The organism is Agrobacterium sp. 719_389, assembly GCF_900188475.1.
Classification (GTDB): Bacteria; Pseudomonadota; Alphaproteobacteria; order Rhizobiales; family Rhizobiaceae; genus Agrobacterium; species Agrobacterium radiobacter.
Window position 1 is genome coordinate 234953 of sequence record NZ_FYEM01000002.1, and the last position, 15713, is coordinate 250665.

Genomic DNA, 15713 nt, shown 5'->3' on the forward strand with positions numbered 1-15713 from the left:
GCGGATTTCGATGGTCCCAAGGGGAGAGCGTTACCGCGCGGCAATAAATATAATATGGCGTGCATTAGTGGGCTCGATGACGCCGCCACGCAAGATAATTTTATATTAGACAAGATTGCCTTTCGGCAAATCCCCCTCGACCGCGATAATGCGCTGAATGTGAACTGGCTCATTCGAGGCGGGCGCGCTGGCGCCGAATGCGGGAAGGATGCGCAGATAAAAATTATATCCTGCCGGGCTGATATCTGGGTCTATGGCGATCCCGTTGGCGATCGCCCACATCCAGCCGCTGTTCCCGGAGATGTTGGCTCCTCCGAATTGCAATGCAGAGCAGGTGATTGTTCTGGTTGCGCCGCCGCTTTTAACAACCAAAGTGACGTAGGGGAGACGTTGCTTCTCGCTGTTTCTGTAAAGGACGGCGAATGAGATCGTCCTGCCGATCATCGCTGCGGCCTCCGCATTGCGGAAATAGCGTGAGAGCCCGCCGATCTGGCTGCCACTTGCATAGAGCGCGACGCTGCTCGCAAAGGACGGGGAGAAGATGATTTCGGTGGATTTGATGGCGGAACCCGGCGCAATCAGGCCCCAGCCCGTCGGAGCGGAGCCCGACCAGTCGGTAAAATCACCATTCCCTATGAGATTGGCGGCAGGCAGCTTCGGCCAGCAGGGTGTCTGAAAACCGCTGTCGGATGCCGAAGCGCGGTAGGAATCGAACAGGGTTCGGGCAATGAGCCGCGAACCCGCATCGTTCGGATGGATATTGTCCCGATAAAGGGCGGCATCCTTGCCCTTCGCCAGAAATGCCGCGTGCGTATCCACCAGTGTAAGGTTCGGATGTGCTCGGGCCAAATCGAGGATTGCCTGATAGACCTTGTCGTAACCCGTCCCATCACGCCACGGGTTCTGCGTGGTGATGAGCTGTGGTGCGCCCGGCCATTGCCATTCGGTCATGCCAAGGGGGCCGAGCAGGCTGGAGCGTCCGGAGCTCAAAATGCCGCCGGGCACCTCGAAGGTCTGCATATTATGGCCCTGGTGCAGGATGCAGATATCCGGACGGGGGATATCGAGCGCCGCGGAGCGTTGTTCCGCGAGCATGTAACCCGCCATGCCGCCCGGCAGCGTCGCGAGATAGAGCCTCAGCGTCGCTCTCTTGCCGGCACGTAGCGTGACTGGTTCCGCATAGGCTTTTGGGCCGGTGGCGGCGTTCGTTTCCCATTCCGCCCAGCGGTGTAACACCACCGTCGTGTTGTGCAGTTCGCCGAGCATCATCGCAAATTGCTGAAATGGTCCGGCTTCGGCATGAGCGGTGCTGTCGCCGTTCACGAACAGCGTGGCATTCTGACCCGCTGTCAGCCGGGCGCGCAGGACAGAGAACGCCGTCAAGGAAAGACCGATGGCGCCCATGGTGGGAGGATGGATGCCGAGCGTCACGCCGATCATGCTGCCACCTCTTCCGTTCGTGCCATATATATGCATATGTTGTATCCGAGCGCGGTCATCGTTCGTTCTCCTGGTCTGGCCTCATGATAATTCCGCCATGAGGCACGGGGAAAAATGCCGGGAGAGAAATGGCGATCAGCGCATAAAAACAAACGTCATGAATTTTTCTTGCATTTCGTTTGAAGTCTAAAAATAGAATATTTGTATTTTACTTTTGCTTTTTTTGAATTTTATTACGAATAAAGGTTCTGATGCTGGTATTTTTATCTAGCAACGTGCATTTCTCTGCAATCTCCAACGAAGATATCCCTGTCGCTATCTGGCAGGATGGTTCTTTTCGCAGGGGTGCTGTTCATGCCCGCAATCGAGGCCAGGCGCATCGTGGCTTCTCTCACCCGGCAGGGGGGACGCCATGACGTCCGCTCTTTTTGTCAGCCATACCGGAGAGAAGGGCGGCGCCGAACTTTTTCTGGCTGATCTCGTCAAGGCTGGGCCGCATTCCTGGCGCGCTTGTTTTCTCAGTGGTGGTGCGGCTGCAGATGATCTGGCTGACGCCGGGCGGCCTCCGGTCATGTTGTCCGCCGGAGAAAAAATGCTGTCGATCCGCCGCAACGCATCTTTCGGTGCCCTGTTGCGCGGAGCGGCTGATGTGGTGGCGGTCGCCTGGCAGTTGAGCCGGGAGGCGAGGCATTATGATGTGATCTGTGCCAACTCGCAAAAGGCGCTTTTTGTCTGTGCGCTGGCCGCGAAGCTCAGTCGTCGCCCGCTCGTCTGGATTTTGCACGATATCGTCACCGATCCGGCTTTCAGCGCCACCAACCGCCGGGCTTCGCTGGCATTTGCGCGCCTTTTCGCCAGGCTGGTGGCTGTCAATTCCGAAGAGACGGGCCGGGCTTTCATCGAGGCCGGCGGTGAGGCGGATAAGGTTCGTATCGTTTACAACGGCTTCGATCCCGTCAAGGCAAGGGTTTACGAACCGGGCGAGGCCGCGCGGCTGCGAGCGGAACTGGGCCTTGGTCCGCAACCGCTTGTCGGCCTTTTTGGCCGGCTGAGCGAATGGAAGGGACAACATGTATTCCTGGAGGCGATTGCCGCGATGGAGGGCGTGCAGGCGGTGATCGTTGGTGGCGCACTTTTCGGGCAGGAGGCTTATGAGGCCCGCATCCGCGAACAGGCGTCCCGTCTTGGTCTCGATGGCCGTGTCCGCTTCCTCGGTTTCCGCTCGGATGTGCCGGAACTGATGGCGGCGATGGATGCGGTTGCTCATACCTCGATTGTTGCCGAGCCCTTCGGCCGGGTGGTTGTCGAGGCCATGATGTGCGGCCGTCCGGTTGTCGCCACGCGCGGCGGCGGGGTTACCGAAATCATCAGGGACGGCGAAACGGGTCTTCTCGTGCCGCCGGGAGAGCCATCGGCGCTGGCCGCGGCGCTCGGCCGCATCCTGTCCGATCCGGCTCTGGCGGAAGGGCTGGCGCAAAAGGGGCGGGAGGATGTGAGCCAGCGTTTCTCGCTGGAAGAAACCTGCCGGTCCGTTTCCGCGCTGCTGACGGAGGCGGCGCGAGGTTTCGCCCGGTGATCGACAGGAAAAGGCAATGCCGGCAGGCGGAAGGGTCAGGATGCGCATTCTCGTAAACATGCCGAGCCAATATGGCGGCAAGGCTTCCGGTGTCGCCCGCGTCACCTTCAGCCTGCTGGAGCGGCTGCTGGAGCAGACAGGCGACGATTATATTCTGCGCTCTCCGTGGACGCGGGCGCAACTGCCGGAAAGCCTGCAGGGTAGCCGATTGCAGCTTATCGAGACTCCGCGGCCCCGCATCATGGTTTTTGACGTGGTGCGTCAGGCTACAATGCTGCCCGCGCTTTGCCGCCGGCATGGCATTGATGTGCTCTTTAATGCCGATCCTTTCGGAAGTCCCCTCGGCGGCAAACGGCGTCTCACCCTTGTTCACGATCTTTATTTTAAAACCATTCCCGAACAGATCGGCTGGCGCGCGACCCTGACGACCGATTTCATCTTCAAGCTGATGATGGCCGGTTCGGATCAGGTCATCTGCGTATCCGACGCGACGCGGAAGGATCTGGTGCGTTTTTATCCTGCCGCTGCCAATAAGAGCCTTACCATTCATTCCGACAGCACGCTGAATGTCGATCCCGAGACTTTTGGCGCAGTGTCGCCTGTTGACGGACGCTACATATTGGCGGTCGGAAACGCGACTTCCAATAAGAACTTTTCCCTCCTTGGCAAAGCCTTCGCCATACTCGGTAAAAAATGGCCGGATCTGCGTGTCGTGCATGTCGGCCACGACGAGGCGGAGGAAATCACCGGCGCGCTGGATGATCCGGAATTGAAAACCCGGCTGATCCGGCTTTCCGGGATAGATGACCGACAGCTGGCCGAACTTTACCGCCATGCCGCCTGCCTTTGTGTACCCTCTACCTATGAAGGGTTCTGCCTGCCGGTGCTGGAGGCGCAGCAGCTGGGATGCCCGGTCGTCTGCTCCAACCGTTCCGCAACGCCAGAGATCGCCGGCCGTGGCGCCCTGACTTTTGATCCGGCGGACACTCAAAGCCTTGTCGATGCGCTTGAGCGGCTTCTGGGGAATCCGGAACTGGCGGGCAGTCTTCGACAGGCAGGTTATGAAAACCGTAAATTATATTCATGGCAGAAGGCGGCGGAAAGCTACGCGCAGCTTTTTCAAGCGCGGCGTTGAAGCCGGGGGACGCATAAGCGCCTTGTTCCGACAGTGACGGTTCATGCATCGTCGGTTTTACGCACATCCGAATAGAGTTTTTCATAGGCCGCAACGACCCCTTCGGGCGCGACTCCTTGCCGAATTCGCTCCCGGGTTTCAGGGGTTTCCTCGAGCATGGCGGGATTGCGCATGGCCTCCGCCATGCGCGCGGCCAGTTCGGCGGCATTGCCCGGCGTAAACAGGCGTTCTGGCCTGTCCGCACCGATCTGCTCGCCAATGCCCGCAAGATTTGCGCCGATGACCGGCACGCCGCGCAGAATGGCTTCGGCGACGGTACGTCCGAATGCCTCCGGCCACAAAGGCGGGACGATGAGGCAGTCTATGCCGGCGAAGAAATGATCGGCCTCCACATAGCCCGGAAATTCAACTGGAAGGCCGGTTGCCTTTTGCCGGTAGGCCTCGATACCATCAGGCGCGCGGCCGGCGATAACCAGTCGCCAGCCTTGCGAAGGCAGGAGTCGCAGGGCTTCGATCAGCAGGTCCGCGCCCTTTGCCGCTTCGATACGACCAAGATAGCCGAAGACGAGCGGCTCTCCGGGCGCGCGGGGGAGGCGCGGTTGCGGCGAAGCCGGTGGTGAAATCGCATTCCAGATCACCGTGCGGCGGTTTTCGGGCACCTGGGTAAAAAAGCCTGCCCGCACATGGCGCTCGACGATATCGCGACCAACGCCGGCAACCGCATCAACCGCGCATTGGCAACGCCGATGGAGGTAAGAAAAGGCGCGGCATTTTTTGCTGCTGCCATCGCAGATATGCCCGTCATGAAACAGGGAGCCATTGGTGCACATGCTCGTGAAATCATGCAGCGAATGAACGAGCGGAATGCCGCGTTTGCGGATCATCGGCCATATCAGCGGAGTCAGTTCCGAGAGCGAGTGGGTATTGACCACGTCCGGCCGGAAATCATCGATGACACGCGCAAGCCGGCGAACGAGGCGCGGATCCAGCTGCACGGCGATCTTGTAGTATTTCCGCTTCCATTCCGGTTGTTGCCCCCAGTCGCCGATGAAGAACGGCGTGGTGTGGCCGAGGCGGTGAATGGCAAAACCGTCGCGCTGTTCCGCTGCCTGCTCTTTACGGGAGATGGCGGCCACCGCGATCGTGTGTCCGTTATCGGCAAGTCCACGCGCGAGGTCCTCCACGAATATTTCCGCACCGCCCACCCGATCGGGGGCAAATAGCGAGGTTATCTGCAATATCCGCATGCTCAAATTCCTGCGCCCATGGTGTTAAGATCACGACAACTATTTTGCATCCGCGAGCCCAGGCCAAACTCCTGTCATGGCAGACGAAGCGGTGTTTGCGCCGTCTGGCTTGAATGGATCGTTGCGGGCATTGCGGCTTCAGCTGGTGATTGCCTCTGCCTTTTGCGGCCGTCTCGTTCCATTCCGGGTGGGTTCAGGCAAAGCGTGACGACCGGGGCGAGGAAGACGGCATAGGCCATGGCGAAGCCGGGAATCTGCAGCGAAAAATCAAGCGTCGAATGCAGCAGGACAAGCAGCAGCGCGGCAAGGCCGAGATGAGAGGCGTAACGATAATTTCTGCGTTTGCGTGCCCCGCGAATAAAAATTACCAGCTGGATGAGCACAAAAAAAGCGAGGTAAAACGGGAAGGCCGCGCCGAGTGTCAGCAGCCCCTCGGCATAGACATTGTGGGCATGGGTGACGACGGCGTCCACCCCGCATCGCGCCGCATGATAGGGCGCATAGATTTCCGTAAAGCTTGCAAGGCCCGATCCCAGCGGCCAATTGTCGGCGATGGCGCGCGCGATGCCCGGCATGTAGCAGAAGCGCATGTCGTCTTCCAAACGTGTTTCCATACGAAGCGCCACCCGGTTGGCGAAAAGCGCAAACAAGGCGATGGCGACTGCAATCAGGAGCGCGGCGCGACGTCTCGTCCCCCGCCGCCTGCGCCGGCCGGAGACCCCGTTGCGGCCGGTTCTGGCGGGCGAATTGAACACGATCAGAAGGATCAGGAAAATCAGCGCTGCGAGGCTTGATCCGATCCCGGCACGCGATCCCGTCAGCATCAATGCGATGAAGCAAAAGCCCGAGAGTACCCCGAGAAAAGCGGCCTTGCGGATGAGTTTTTTCTGCTCAGTCGGCACGGTCAGGCGGTTTGCCACGAGCGCCTTTACCCTTTCCCAATCCGGAGCGAGGAGGCTTTTGTGTAATAATACGGCGAGCGTGAGAAGAATGAGACCGAAGAAGGTTGCGGCGGTATTGCGGTTGACAAAAACACCGGTGAGGCTGCCGAGATAAAAGCGCTTCTGGATGAAGCCGAGAACTTCTGGAAAAAGCACGAATTGCACGATTGAAAACAGCGCGAGCCAGCCCCCGGCGATTGCAAACCATCGCAGCGTCTTTGCCGCACGCTCGTCGGTATCGAAAATCACAAGGCCGGTCATGAAGACGCCGAAAGGCAGGGCGGCGCTCATGAGGCCGAGCCGGTCATCCGCAGGTGTGAGTGAGATCGTTGCGGCTGGCGCATTCTGCATGAACATGGCGGCGATGGACCAGGCCGGGTTGGCGCGCGCGATGCCGGGCAGGGGGGATGCCTGCAGCAGCATCTGCACGATAAGCGCTCCCAACAAAAGGCAGACCGCCGCAAGTACCTTGCCTGCACCGGCCTTGGGAGGTCCGAACAGGAGGATTGATGGCACCAGCAGGAGATAGATGCCGGCCGTGACAACGATGCGGCTTTCGATTTCCGTTGCGCCCCGATTGAGAAGCGCCAGCAGGAAGATTGCCCAGAACGCGATTGCTACGACCGGCCGTACACGGTCCCGAACTGCTGCTGATGGGAGCTGCGGGGAGGAGAGCGGTTCTGATCGGGCTTCGGTAAGCGACATGTTTTTGGGCTTTGTCGGAATTGTTTGTGGTGGTTATGCCCGAATGACGGACAGGGTTTCGTTCTCTCGCCGTTTCAGATCATGGGTGGCGTGTCGCGCCTCCCGATGGTGGCTTTGGGCAGACTTCCGCCAGGGTCCATCGCAGGATTTCTCCTTGTCTGCCGCAGACGACGGCCGTGTCCGCCTCGCGGGCCGCCTCGGCCCCGGGCAAGGTGTTTTTCGGAAATTGTTGCCACATCACGAAACGACCACGGATCACATTGGCATCGGCGGGCCCGTAGAGCTGGGAGAAATTCATCAGCACGGCAACTTCCATGGGCGAGGCGTTGCGCAGTGAACGAACCATGGCAAGACGCAGCCAGACATCGCCATTTGCGGGAAAACAGGAGAGCGAGTGGCGAATAAAGGTCTCGGCAAAACCAAGACGCGCCGCGCCGGAAGCGGACGCCGGATCGGCGCCATTTGCATCGAGATCGGCCAGAACGAGCCTCATTCCGGCTTTGACGATATCCGAACGGCAGATTTTCTCGGTGACGACGGGGTGAAGTTCAGCGACGGTTTTTGCAAGCAATTCAGGTGCAAGACCGTTATTTTCATCGGCGATCCTCGCCAATGCGACGATATCGGAAAAACGCCGGCTTTGCGAAAATGCCTGCCCCGCGACAGACAGGACAAAGACGGAAATGACGAGGACCGGCACGACCGCGAGGATTTTCCGCAGGCGCATCACGCCGTCACGCCTAGTCATGGTAATATCGTGTATAGCGCGAATGATAATATTCGCTTGAACCATAGGCGCGATAAAGCTTCAGCTTTTCGGTGTCCACCTTGTTGAGGATGACGCCGAGGCACTTCTTGCGGATATGGACCTCATTTTCCACCGTGTTCCGCACCGCCCTGCGAGCGGTCTTGCCCCATTCCGTGACGAAGATGAAACCATCGATCCGTCCCGCCATGGCGCGTGCATCGACCACCGGCCCGAGCGGCGGCAGGTCGACGATGATGTAGTCGAAAGCGTTGCTGGCTTCAGCCAGCAGCTTGTGCATTTGCGCCGAGGTCAGCAACTCAGAGGAATGAGGGACACGCTGCTTGACCACCGTGGGCAGGAAAGCGAGCTTTGTCTTTTCGTCACGAAGCACCACATCCTGCACGCTGCGGCCTTCCAGCAAGACCTCCAGCAGACCTTCGCTGGCGTGGCGCGCCATGGCGCGCGTAGCGCCGGGATTGCGAATGTCGGCATCCAGCAGCAGGACCCGCGAACCCTGCCCGGCGAGCAGCTGCGCCAGATTGATGGAGATCGTGGATTTGCCTTCGCTCGGCAAGGCCGAGACAACGCCGACAATCCGCGCCCCGCTTTTGGCGGGAATGCCAAGATCGATGGCGAGCCTGGTGCTGCGCAGGGTTTCGGCGAAGGAGGAGAGCGGGTGGTCGACCGCGTAACGCGCAACACTGGTGGGAAGCGTCAGGCCGGGCTGGCCATTTTCCTGCGCCTCTGTCGCCGGCTTGTTCGGGATGAGCGGGGTATTGCCGAGGAATTCCAGCCCGAGAACATCGCGAACCTGTTCACCAGTACGGAAAAACCGGTCGCGGAATTCGCGGAACATGGCAATACCGCCGCCGGCTGCCGCGCCCATGATCATGAACAGCGCCAGAATGATGGGCTTGTTCGGTTTGCTCGGAATCTTGGGCGGCATCGCCTTGGAAATCACGCGTGCTTCCGTCACGGGGAAGGACTGCTGTTGCATCGCTTCCTGATAACGCTGAAGGAACGTCTGATACATGTTCTTGTAAGTTTCGGCTTCGCGCTGCAATTCGCGCAGCTGAACCTGTGTTTCGCCGGCCGAGTTGCTGATGTCGGTTGCTTTGGCGACGCTTTCGGCAAGCGATTTTTCCTTCGCTTCCGAAACCTCCAGATCACTTTTGTAACTCTGTGCGATGCGGCTGATTTCCTGGAACATCAACCGCCGGTATTCCTGCATTTCATTGCGCAGACGCACGGCCTGAATATGGTTGCTGCCGAGGCGTCTGGTGATTTCCGCCTCGATCTTCGAGGACTCAAGATATTTCTTGCGCAGATCGTTTGCGACGGAGCTGTCGAGAATATCGGTGACGACCCCGTCAACATCGTCGGTGGCGAGAATGTGCTCGATGCGCTGCACGCGCGCCCGCGCCTTTGCCGTTTCCGATTGCGCCAGAATAAGGGCGCTGTTGGATTCGGCCAGCTGCTGATCGGAAAGCAGACTGTTATTGCCGGTCGAGATCAGATTATGTTCGGCCCGGAATTTCTGCACAGCAAGATCGGTATCGAGCGCGCGCTGGCGCAGTTCCGCAATACGGTCGGACAGCCAGTCGCTGGCCCGCCGCGTCGCTTCGTATTTGGAGTTCAGCTTGTCCAGCAGATAGGCCGAGGCCACGGCATTGACGATCTGCGCGGCGAGAACCGGCGAGGTCGAATTATAGGTGAGTTCCAGCGCATAGGTGCGGCCGATGCGCTTGACGCTGAGGCCGTTGAGCAGCTGGTCCGACAGCGATCTCTTCAGGGTTCCATCGTCAACAACAGACTCTTTTTTTGCCGGCGAGAACCATTGCGAAACGTTGACGAGCGAGCGGATGGTGCCGAATATCGAGCTCAGAAGCGACGCGCGTGTTGCCCTGAATTCCTGATTCTCCGTCAGTTTGAGACTATCGACAACGGCAAGCCCGATGGTTTCCGATTGCAGGACCTCGACCTGGCTCAGAATGGAGGCCTCATCCTCTATGACGCCGCCGATCGTCGAAAGCTGTTCGACAATCTGGCTGTTGTTGCGGTCGATCAGCAGGGTCGCCGTGGCTGAATAGACCGGCACGGCCGTCGCGGCAAAGGCAAGGCCGATCGCCCCGGCAACCGCGATGGCGGCAAGGACGATGCGCCATTGCCGGCGGATTATCGCAAGAGCGGCATCGATATCGATAAACTCGGCCGTCAGCCCGCTTTTATCGTAATCGGCCATCGTCAGGGGATCGTGCCTTTGCAACAACTGTCAGCCTCGCTCTTTTCGGCGGGCGCAAGGCCGGCCAAGTCACGGTTGCATCACAGAACTGGCGGCAGCCTTCCCTTTTGGGAAGTCAGATAAGCCAAACTCAAACGGGACTTGTGCTGACAGGCGTGGTGGTGCTGCCGGTCGAGAAGAAGTTATTGATCGTGGTGAAGAATGACGTGCCCGTGCCGCCTGTTGTTCCGCCGCCACTGCTGCCACCACCGCTGCCGCCACCGCCGACGGGTGCGCTCCCGCCACCTGCCTGTGCGGTGCCGCCTGCGGCGCCTGCGGTTCCCGAGCCGCCGATGCTGTTGGCGCTGGCCGGCGAGGAGCCGGCGCCGCCGATCGGCGATGCAGCCGCTGCGGCAGCCGCAGGAGCAGCCGGGCCGGCAGCCGTTCCCTCGATATTCTCGCTAAAGGCAATGAGAAGATCGGCGGGCACGTTGGCGCCTTTTGTCTGCAACTGGATGGCGGCCGCGAGTATCGTATTGCCGTTGCGCATCGCGGTGGCATGGGCAAGTGCCAGGCCTTCGCCGACAACTTCGGAAAAATCCTTGTTGCCGACCTTCTGGGCCAGTGCGACGATGGTTGGCAATTGGCCGGAGTCGCTCAGGATCAGGGCGGAAAGCTGTTCGGAGAACTGTGCCGCGCTGGTGGAAACTGCGATGATCGGAAAGCCGCTCGTCACTTTTCCGGTCACGTCGGCCGTCGCCGCATCCGTGCTGGAAGCGATGGTGACCAGATCCTTGATCATTCCCTGCGTCGGAGACTGCTTGAACAGTTCAGCCGCGGTAATGGAAACCGTGTCCGGATTGGTGGTGTTGACGCGGGCGAGAAATGCAGCGGTGGTTTCATCGGCGGCCTTGACGGGTGCGCCTGTTGCGGCGCTTTCGACCGAAGGCGTCTGCTGCGGGGCGGCCGGCGGCACGGTATTCAGGTTCTGTGCGTTGGCGACAGTGGAAAAGAGACCCATGCTGGCAACAAACAGCGCACCAACGAGCATCGAGCCGTTACGAATGCGGGGCATCCAACTCTCCAAATCTTTAAAATACGACTTTAAATACATCCAACGTTGGGGATTATTACCCAACATCTAAAATTTCTTCTTAAATCGCACAGCACAAGCAAAGGATCAAGCGCTAAAATAAATCCGCGGCGGAAACCCTCGGCTATTGTTAACGGCCGCGCTTGCCTTTCTCCGGGTTGTTCAGGACACGGCGACTTTCCGGGGGGATGTTATCAGCCGGTCACGCAGCCAGATATTGGCCGGTGTTTCGACAAAGACGTGGAAGGCGTGGGCGATGGCGACGGTGCTGACGACGATGACGATATAAACGACGTTGCTCCACTCCGGCGGGTAAGTGACGCCGCCGAGCGCGATCTTGAAGCCCCGGAAGATGAAGGGGTGCAGCAGATAAAGCGCATAGGATGAATCGCCGAGTTTTGCCAGCGGCTGCGCGAAACGGGGCAGGGAGATGTTTCTGGTCAGGGTCGCCGCTGCCATCAGCAGAATTGCGCCGCCGCCGAAAACGAACAGCCGCGAAAACGAGTAACAGCCCGGATCGCACTGGAACCCGATGCTGCTCAGATCGGTCAGCATCCAGATCGCCAGCCCGCACAGCGCTGTTGCAAGCCCGATCAGGGGCGGCAGGCGGAAACCGCGCATGAAAAGGACCGCAATGAACATGCCTGCGACGAATTCGAGAATGATCGGCTGAAACCAGAAGCTGAACGGCAGGCCGAGATCGAAGGCGGAGCCGATCATGACCGCGGTAAACAGCACGGCGGCTGTCGTGAATACCGCACGCTGCAGCGGCAGGAAGATGAACGCCGCAAAAACGATGTAAAAGAACATCTCGTAATTCAGCGTCCAGCCGAGATCGATCAGCGGAAACGGATAGGCGTCGCCATAACCCATGCTGTCATAGGGAATAAACAGATAGGAGGTCAGGATCGACTGTAGCGGCGGAAAGGCCTTGGCGCTGATTAGGGTCACGCTGGCGGCCATGGCAAGCCGCAGGGTCAGCACAAACCAGTAAAGCGGAACGATGCGGAGAAACCGGCGCAGCAGAAAGGCGGAACGGCCGCCTGGCGCTGCAAAATAGGGCCGCGACGCGTAAACGATGACGAAGCCGGAAATGACGAAAAACAGGTCGACACCACCCCCCAGCCTCAGCAGGTAGAGTGGGAAAAGCGTGAATTGCCAGTTCACATCAGCGTGCAGCGCAACAATCATGGTCGCCGCGACAGCACGCATTACCTGAAGAATATCGAGACGCTGCGCCCCCGCAGCAGGCGCTTCTTTAAAGTTTTTCATCATCGTCAATCTATAAAAAATAAAGATATATTTAGTAATATATTGCGCCCGCCGCTGCGGGGCAGAAGTCCATTATTCAAGCAGGCTAGCATGCAATAACACGACGCGATACACACAATTTTGCGATGCGGCATTTCCTCCGCGCCACTCAGAAAACTTCCAGAACGGTAAGCTGGTCGCTGACCGAAAGCCGGTATTGCCCGCTTTCCTGCGTCATTGTCTGCTGGCTCACGGAGCCGTCATCGCGGAAACGGTGTGCAACAACGTGACTATGCCCGCCCGCCACCGTAAAAGTCGCGACCCGTTCTGCGGGCGGATTTTCGATCCGGGCAGGCCATTGCCAGCCGGAAATTCCAAGCCAGACCGGCACGAGCAAAGCACCGTCCGGTCTTGCGAGATGCAGGGACAACCTTTGCGAATCGGCCGTGACGAAGTCGATCTGTCGTTCCTCCTGCCCGGTTTGCCGTTCTGCCTTGCAGAGGGAAAGAAGGGCGCGAACAGCCTCGTAAGCCGGGGTGCGGCTCAGATCGTGGCGCAGGAGGCCGAAGGAGGATTCCGGGTTTGTCTCATCGGCAGCAAAGCTTGAAACCATTTCATAGATATAGGACCGGCGAATACCGCTGATGAAACACCAGAGCAGCATACGCGGCATATAGCGTGCCTTGATGCCATCGGTGACGGGGAAATGAAAGGTCTTGGTTTGCAGCGAGGTGTGGTAGCCCATTTCCGTGGCGAGCACCGGCCGGCCCGCTGCTATATGCGCCGAAGCGGCGACGGATTTTGAGAGCGCCCCCGGACCGGTCGTTTCGGGGTGCTCCATGCCCGCGTAAGGGTGGATATTGCCGTAGTCGCAGACATCCTTCAGGTCAAATGCCAGCGCCCTGTTCTCAAGGACATAGCTTGGCGCCGCGACGCGCACCGCGCTCAGTTGCGGAACAGAGCGGACGGCGGCGTGCAGGGCAGCCTGATGCTCCGCCGAAATGCGCTGGGCGTTCTGCGGATCTTTCGTCAGGTTCGGCTCATTGCTGCCTTCGAAAATATCGATACTCGCGTCGGACCAGTCGTAGAAATCCTTGAGCCTGTCGAGCGGCGTGAAAACATAAGGGTTGAGATTGTCGTAACATATGATGGTAAGGCGAAAGCCGGCCGCTACGATCTGGCGCAGCCGCTGAAAGACGGGGCTGTTTCTGGCGGCGATGAGCCCCTCATCGCGCAGATGCCGCACGCCCAGCGCTTCCATCTCGGGCATGATCCGGTCGAACTGTTCCGGATAGACGCCCGTGGTGCGGGTGAAGTGGCCACACACGCCTACACTGTCCATAAAGGCTTCGGTACTGGCGGAAGCAGCCGTCTGTGCCCGTGCGGGAATGGCCTGCAAACCGGAGGCGGCGACCAATGCAAGGGGTGCGGCCGAAAGCAGGTTGCGGCGCGTCAGGCCACTCATGGCGATCGGCTGTTTTCCATTCATCTGCGCCTCCTGATACGTCCGGAGAGAATATAAGCAACACGCCATCCGATCGATGTCGCCGTTTAAATGACGATTACGGCTGTCCGCATATCGAGATCAGAATGTCCTGGAAGTTTTTGGCATGTACGGCCGTTCAAAAATCCATGTCTCTGAAATAAAACAGATATTATCAAATTTAATATAGTTATCAGCCGCAACGGAACCGATTGCTCCCGCTCGCCTGCACTTTAAAGTGGCCAAACCGTAACACGAGAGCGGTTCTTTTCGCAACACCGCATGGCTTTTGCCGCGCCGCGAAAAAAATCACTTGAAATGCCGCCAATTCCCGTGCTTTTTGAAAAGTAGATTTTCGTAATTCATATTTTCAAACATTAGTTCCGCTCCGGCTCTTTATATTTTGCAGATGTCTCACTGGTCTCCGGGAATTTACGGAGACGACCGAGCCCGGGATGGACGCCATAGATTTTCGATGAAGGAAAATAGAGCGTATCCGCATGAGAATTCTCCATCTTAGCAGCCTTTATCCGCCGCATATCGTTGGTGGATGCGAACGCTCGGTCGAACATCTCGCCGAGGAACTCGTCTCCATGGGACATACTGTCGGCGCCGCCTGCATAGAGCGGCAGGCCGAACCGAAAACGGTGCGCAACGGCGTCTCCGTTTACCGCATGTTCCACAACAACGATTTCTGGCTTGAGGACTGGCCGCAATATTCGCCGCAGCAGCGGCGTATGCAGAAGCTCAAGCAGCAGTGGAATTTCGATGTCGAAAAGCAGTTCGAGGCCGTTCTCGACGATTTCAAACCCGATGTTCTCAACACCCACTCGCTGCTGGATGTGACGACGCTGGTGTGGCGGGCGGCGCATAAGCGCGGCATTCCGATCGTTCACACGATCTGCGAATATGATCTCCTGTGCGGCAACGCCGCCATGTTCAAGGGCGGCAAGCCCTGCGAGCATATTCATCTCGGCTGTCAGGTGGTGAATTTCACCAAGAAGTTCACGCAGCGTTATATCGGCGCTGTCGCAAGCGTCGGCACCGAAATCCTCAAGACGCACGTCAATCACGGGCTTTTCCACCACATTCCGGAGAGCCTGCGCCGCGTCATCTTTTATTCCTGCACGGTTCCTGAGGGCGATCCCGTCGCCCGCCGGCGAATTGACCGCACTGGCCGGCCACTGACCTTCGGTTATATCGGCCGTATCAATACGGAAAAAGGCGTCGGCAACATGGTCGATGCCTTCAAGGAGATCGGTCACGGCAACTGGCGCTGTCTGGTCGCCGGTCACGCGATGGATGATTCCATCGAGCGTTTCACGGCCCAGGCAGGCGATCTGCCGATCGAGTTCGTCGGCTGGGCAAGGCCGAAGGAGTTTTTCGAAGAGATCGATGTGCTCATCGTTCCGTCCTTCTGGGCGGAACCTTCGCCGCGCACGATCTACGAGGCTTACGCCATGGGCGTGCCTGTCATCGGCGCAGCCTCCGGCGGCATTCCGGAGCTGATTGGCGAGACCAACCACGACTGGCTGTTCGAACCGGGCAACGCCAAGGATCTTGCCGCCCGTATTCGTCGCGTGCTGACGCTGTCGCGCGAAGAATTGCCGACGGAGGCCGATTTCGGAAACATCGTCGAGGAATCCACCTCACGCCGGGTCGGCGAAAACTATGTAAAACTTTATGAGGACGTCCTGACGAGCCACCGGCAAAGCCGAACCCTGCGTGCATCTTAGACCGGCAACGGACCCCGTCCGTTGCAGCGGTTTTCTTTGAAGGAGAGAGCATATGGTGGGAAGCGATAACGGCAGCCTCCGCCTTCCTGGCATGGGCGTCGACTGTTTTGCGGTCGCTGCGCCCGGTGCGTTGATGC

At 58.9% G+C, this 15713-nt stretch carries 11 protein-coding genes; 3 read left to right on the top strand and 8 right to left on the bottom strand.

All coding sequences use genetic code 11. The features are described 5' to 3' along the window. Positions 1-105 precede the first annotated feature (105 nt). Positions 106-1440, bottom strand: a complete 1335-nt coding sequence (locus tag CFB10_RS04825) for a hypothetical protein (RefSeq protein ID WP_020012113.1) — start codon at positions 1438-1440, stop codon at positions 106-108. A 412-nt stretch (positions 1441-1852) separates the two neighbouring features. Between CFB10_RS04825 and CFB10_RS04830 the strand changes: the two genes are divergently transcribed. After that, the gene (locus CFB10_RS04830; protein ID WP_020012112.1) at positions 1853-3016 is read left to right on the top strand and encodes a glycosyltransferase family 4 protein; all 1164 of its coding nucleotides are present in this window, start codon (positions 1853-1855) and stop codon (positions 3014-3016) included. Between the two features lie 40 nt (positions 3017-3056). Further along, the gene (locus CFB10_RS04835; protein ID WP_026364021.1) at positions 3057-4151 is read left to right on the top strand and encodes a glycosyltransferase family 1 protein; all 1095 of its coding nucleotides are present in this window, start codon (positions 3057-3059) and stop codon (positions 4149-4151) included. 41 nt (positions 4152-4192) lie between these two features. On the opposite strand, the gene CFB10_RS04840 is transcribed toward CFB10_RS04835, so the two are convergent. From CFB10_RS04840 to CFB10_RS04870, 7 genes are all read right to left on the bottom strand, one after another. After that, a complete protein-coding gene (locus CFB10_RS04840; protein WP_026364020.1) occupies positions 4193-5398 on the bottom strand; it encodes a glycosyltransferase family 4 protein in 1206 nt (401 codons plus the stop codon). 74 nt (positions 5399-5472) lie between these two features. After that, positions 5473-7044, bottom strand: a complete 1572-nt coding sequence (locus CFB10_RS04845; protein ID WP_020012109.1) for an O-antigen ligase family protein — start codon at positions 7042-7044, stop codon at positions 5473-5475. Positions 7045-7123: 79 nt separating this feature from the next. After that, on the bottom strand, positions 7124-7792 hold the full coding sequence (locus CFB10_RS04850; RefSeq protein ID WP_244559852.1) for a hypothetical protein: 669 nt from the start codon (positions 7790-7792) through the stop codon (positions 7124-7126). Further along, positions 7785-10034: a polysaccharide biosynthesis tyrosine autokinase gene (locus tag CFB10_RS04855; RefSeq protein ID WP_020012107.1), complete on the bottom strand. Its 2250-nt coding sequence runs from the start codon at positions 10032-10034 to the stop codon at positions 7785-7787. The genes CFB10_RS04850 and CFB10_RS04855 overlap by 8 nt, the downstream gene beginning before the upstream one ends. Positions 10035-10164: 130 nt before the next feature. Continuing rightward, positions 10165-11088, bottom strand: a complete 924-nt coding sequence (locus tag CFB10_RS04860; protein WP_026364019.1) for a hypothetical protein — start codon at positions 11086-11088, stop codon at positions 10165-10167. A 180-nt stretch (positions 11089-11268) separates the two neighbouring features. Then, on the bottom strand, positions 11269-12381 hold the full coding sequence (locus CFB10_RS04865) for an acyltransferase (RefSeq protein WP_020012105.1): 1113 nt from the start codon (positions 12379-12381) through the stop codon (positions 11269-11271). A gap of 145 nt (positions 12382-12526) precedes the next feature. Continuing rightward, the gene (locus CFB10_RS04870) at positions 12527-13846 is read right to left on the bottom strand and encodes a hypothetical protein (protein WP_020012104.1); all 1320 of its coding nucleotides are present in this window, start codon (positions 13844-13846) and stop codon (positions 12527-12529) included. 494 nt (positions 13847-14340) lie between these two features. Between CFB10_RS04870 and CFB10_RS04875 the strand changes: the two genes are divergently transcribed. Then, positions 14341-15576 carry a glycosyltransferase family 4 protein gene (locus CFB10_RS04875; RefSeq protein WP_020012103.1) on the top strand — a complete coding sequence of 412 codons (1236 nt, stop codon included), beginning with the start codon at positions 14341-14343 and terminating at the stop codon, positions 15574-15576. Positions 15577-15713 lie beyond the last annotated feature (137 nt).

Bases quoted from the DNA above. Each gene is read 5' to 3' on its own strand.
- CFB10_RS04825 (WP_020012113.1), bottom strand. From the start codon at position 1,440: ATGATCGGCGTGACGCTCGGCATCCATCCTCCCACCATGGGCGCCATC.
- CFB10_RS04830 (WP_020012112.1), top strand. From the start codon at position 1,853: ATGACGTCCGCTCTTTTTGTCAGCCATACCGGAGAGAAGGGCGGCGCC.
- CFB10_RS04835 (WP_026364021.1), top strand. From the start codon at position 3,057: ATGCGCATTCTCGTAAACATGCCGAGCCAATATGGCGGCAAGGCTTCC.
- CFB10_RS04840 (WP_026364020.1), bottom strand. From the start codon at position 5,398: ATGCGGATATTGCAGATAACCTCGCTATTTGCCCCCGATCGGGTGGGC.
- CFB10_RS04845 (WP_020012109.1), bottom strand. From the start codon at position 7,044: ATGTCGCTTACCGAAGCCCGATCAGAACCGCTCTCCTCCCCGCAGCTC.
- CFB10_RS04850 (WP_244559852.1), bottom strand. From the start codon at position 7,792: ATGACTAGGCGTGACGGCGTGATGCGCCTGCGGAAAATCCTCGCGGTC.
- CFB10_RS04855 (WP_020012107.1), bottom strand. From the start codon at position 10,034: ATGGCCGATTACGATAAAAGCGGGCTGACGGCCGAGTTTATCGATATC.
- CFB10_RS04860 (WP_026364019.1), bottom strand. From the start codon at position 11,088: ATGCCCCGCATTCGTAACGGCTCGATGCTCGTTGGTGCGCTGTTTGTT.
- CFB10_RS04865 (WP_020012105.1), bottom strand. From the start codon at position 12,381: ATGATGAAAAACTTTAAAGAAGCGCCTGCTGCGGGGGCGCAGCGTCTC.
- CFB10_RS04870 (WP_020012104.1), bottom strand. From the start codon at position 13,846: ATGAATGGAAAACAGCCGATCGCCATGAGTGGCCTGACGCGCCGCAAC.
- CFB10_RS04875 (WP_020012103.1), top strand. From the start codon at position 14,341: ATGAGAATTCTCCATCTTAGCAGCCTTTATCCGCCGCATATCGTTGGT.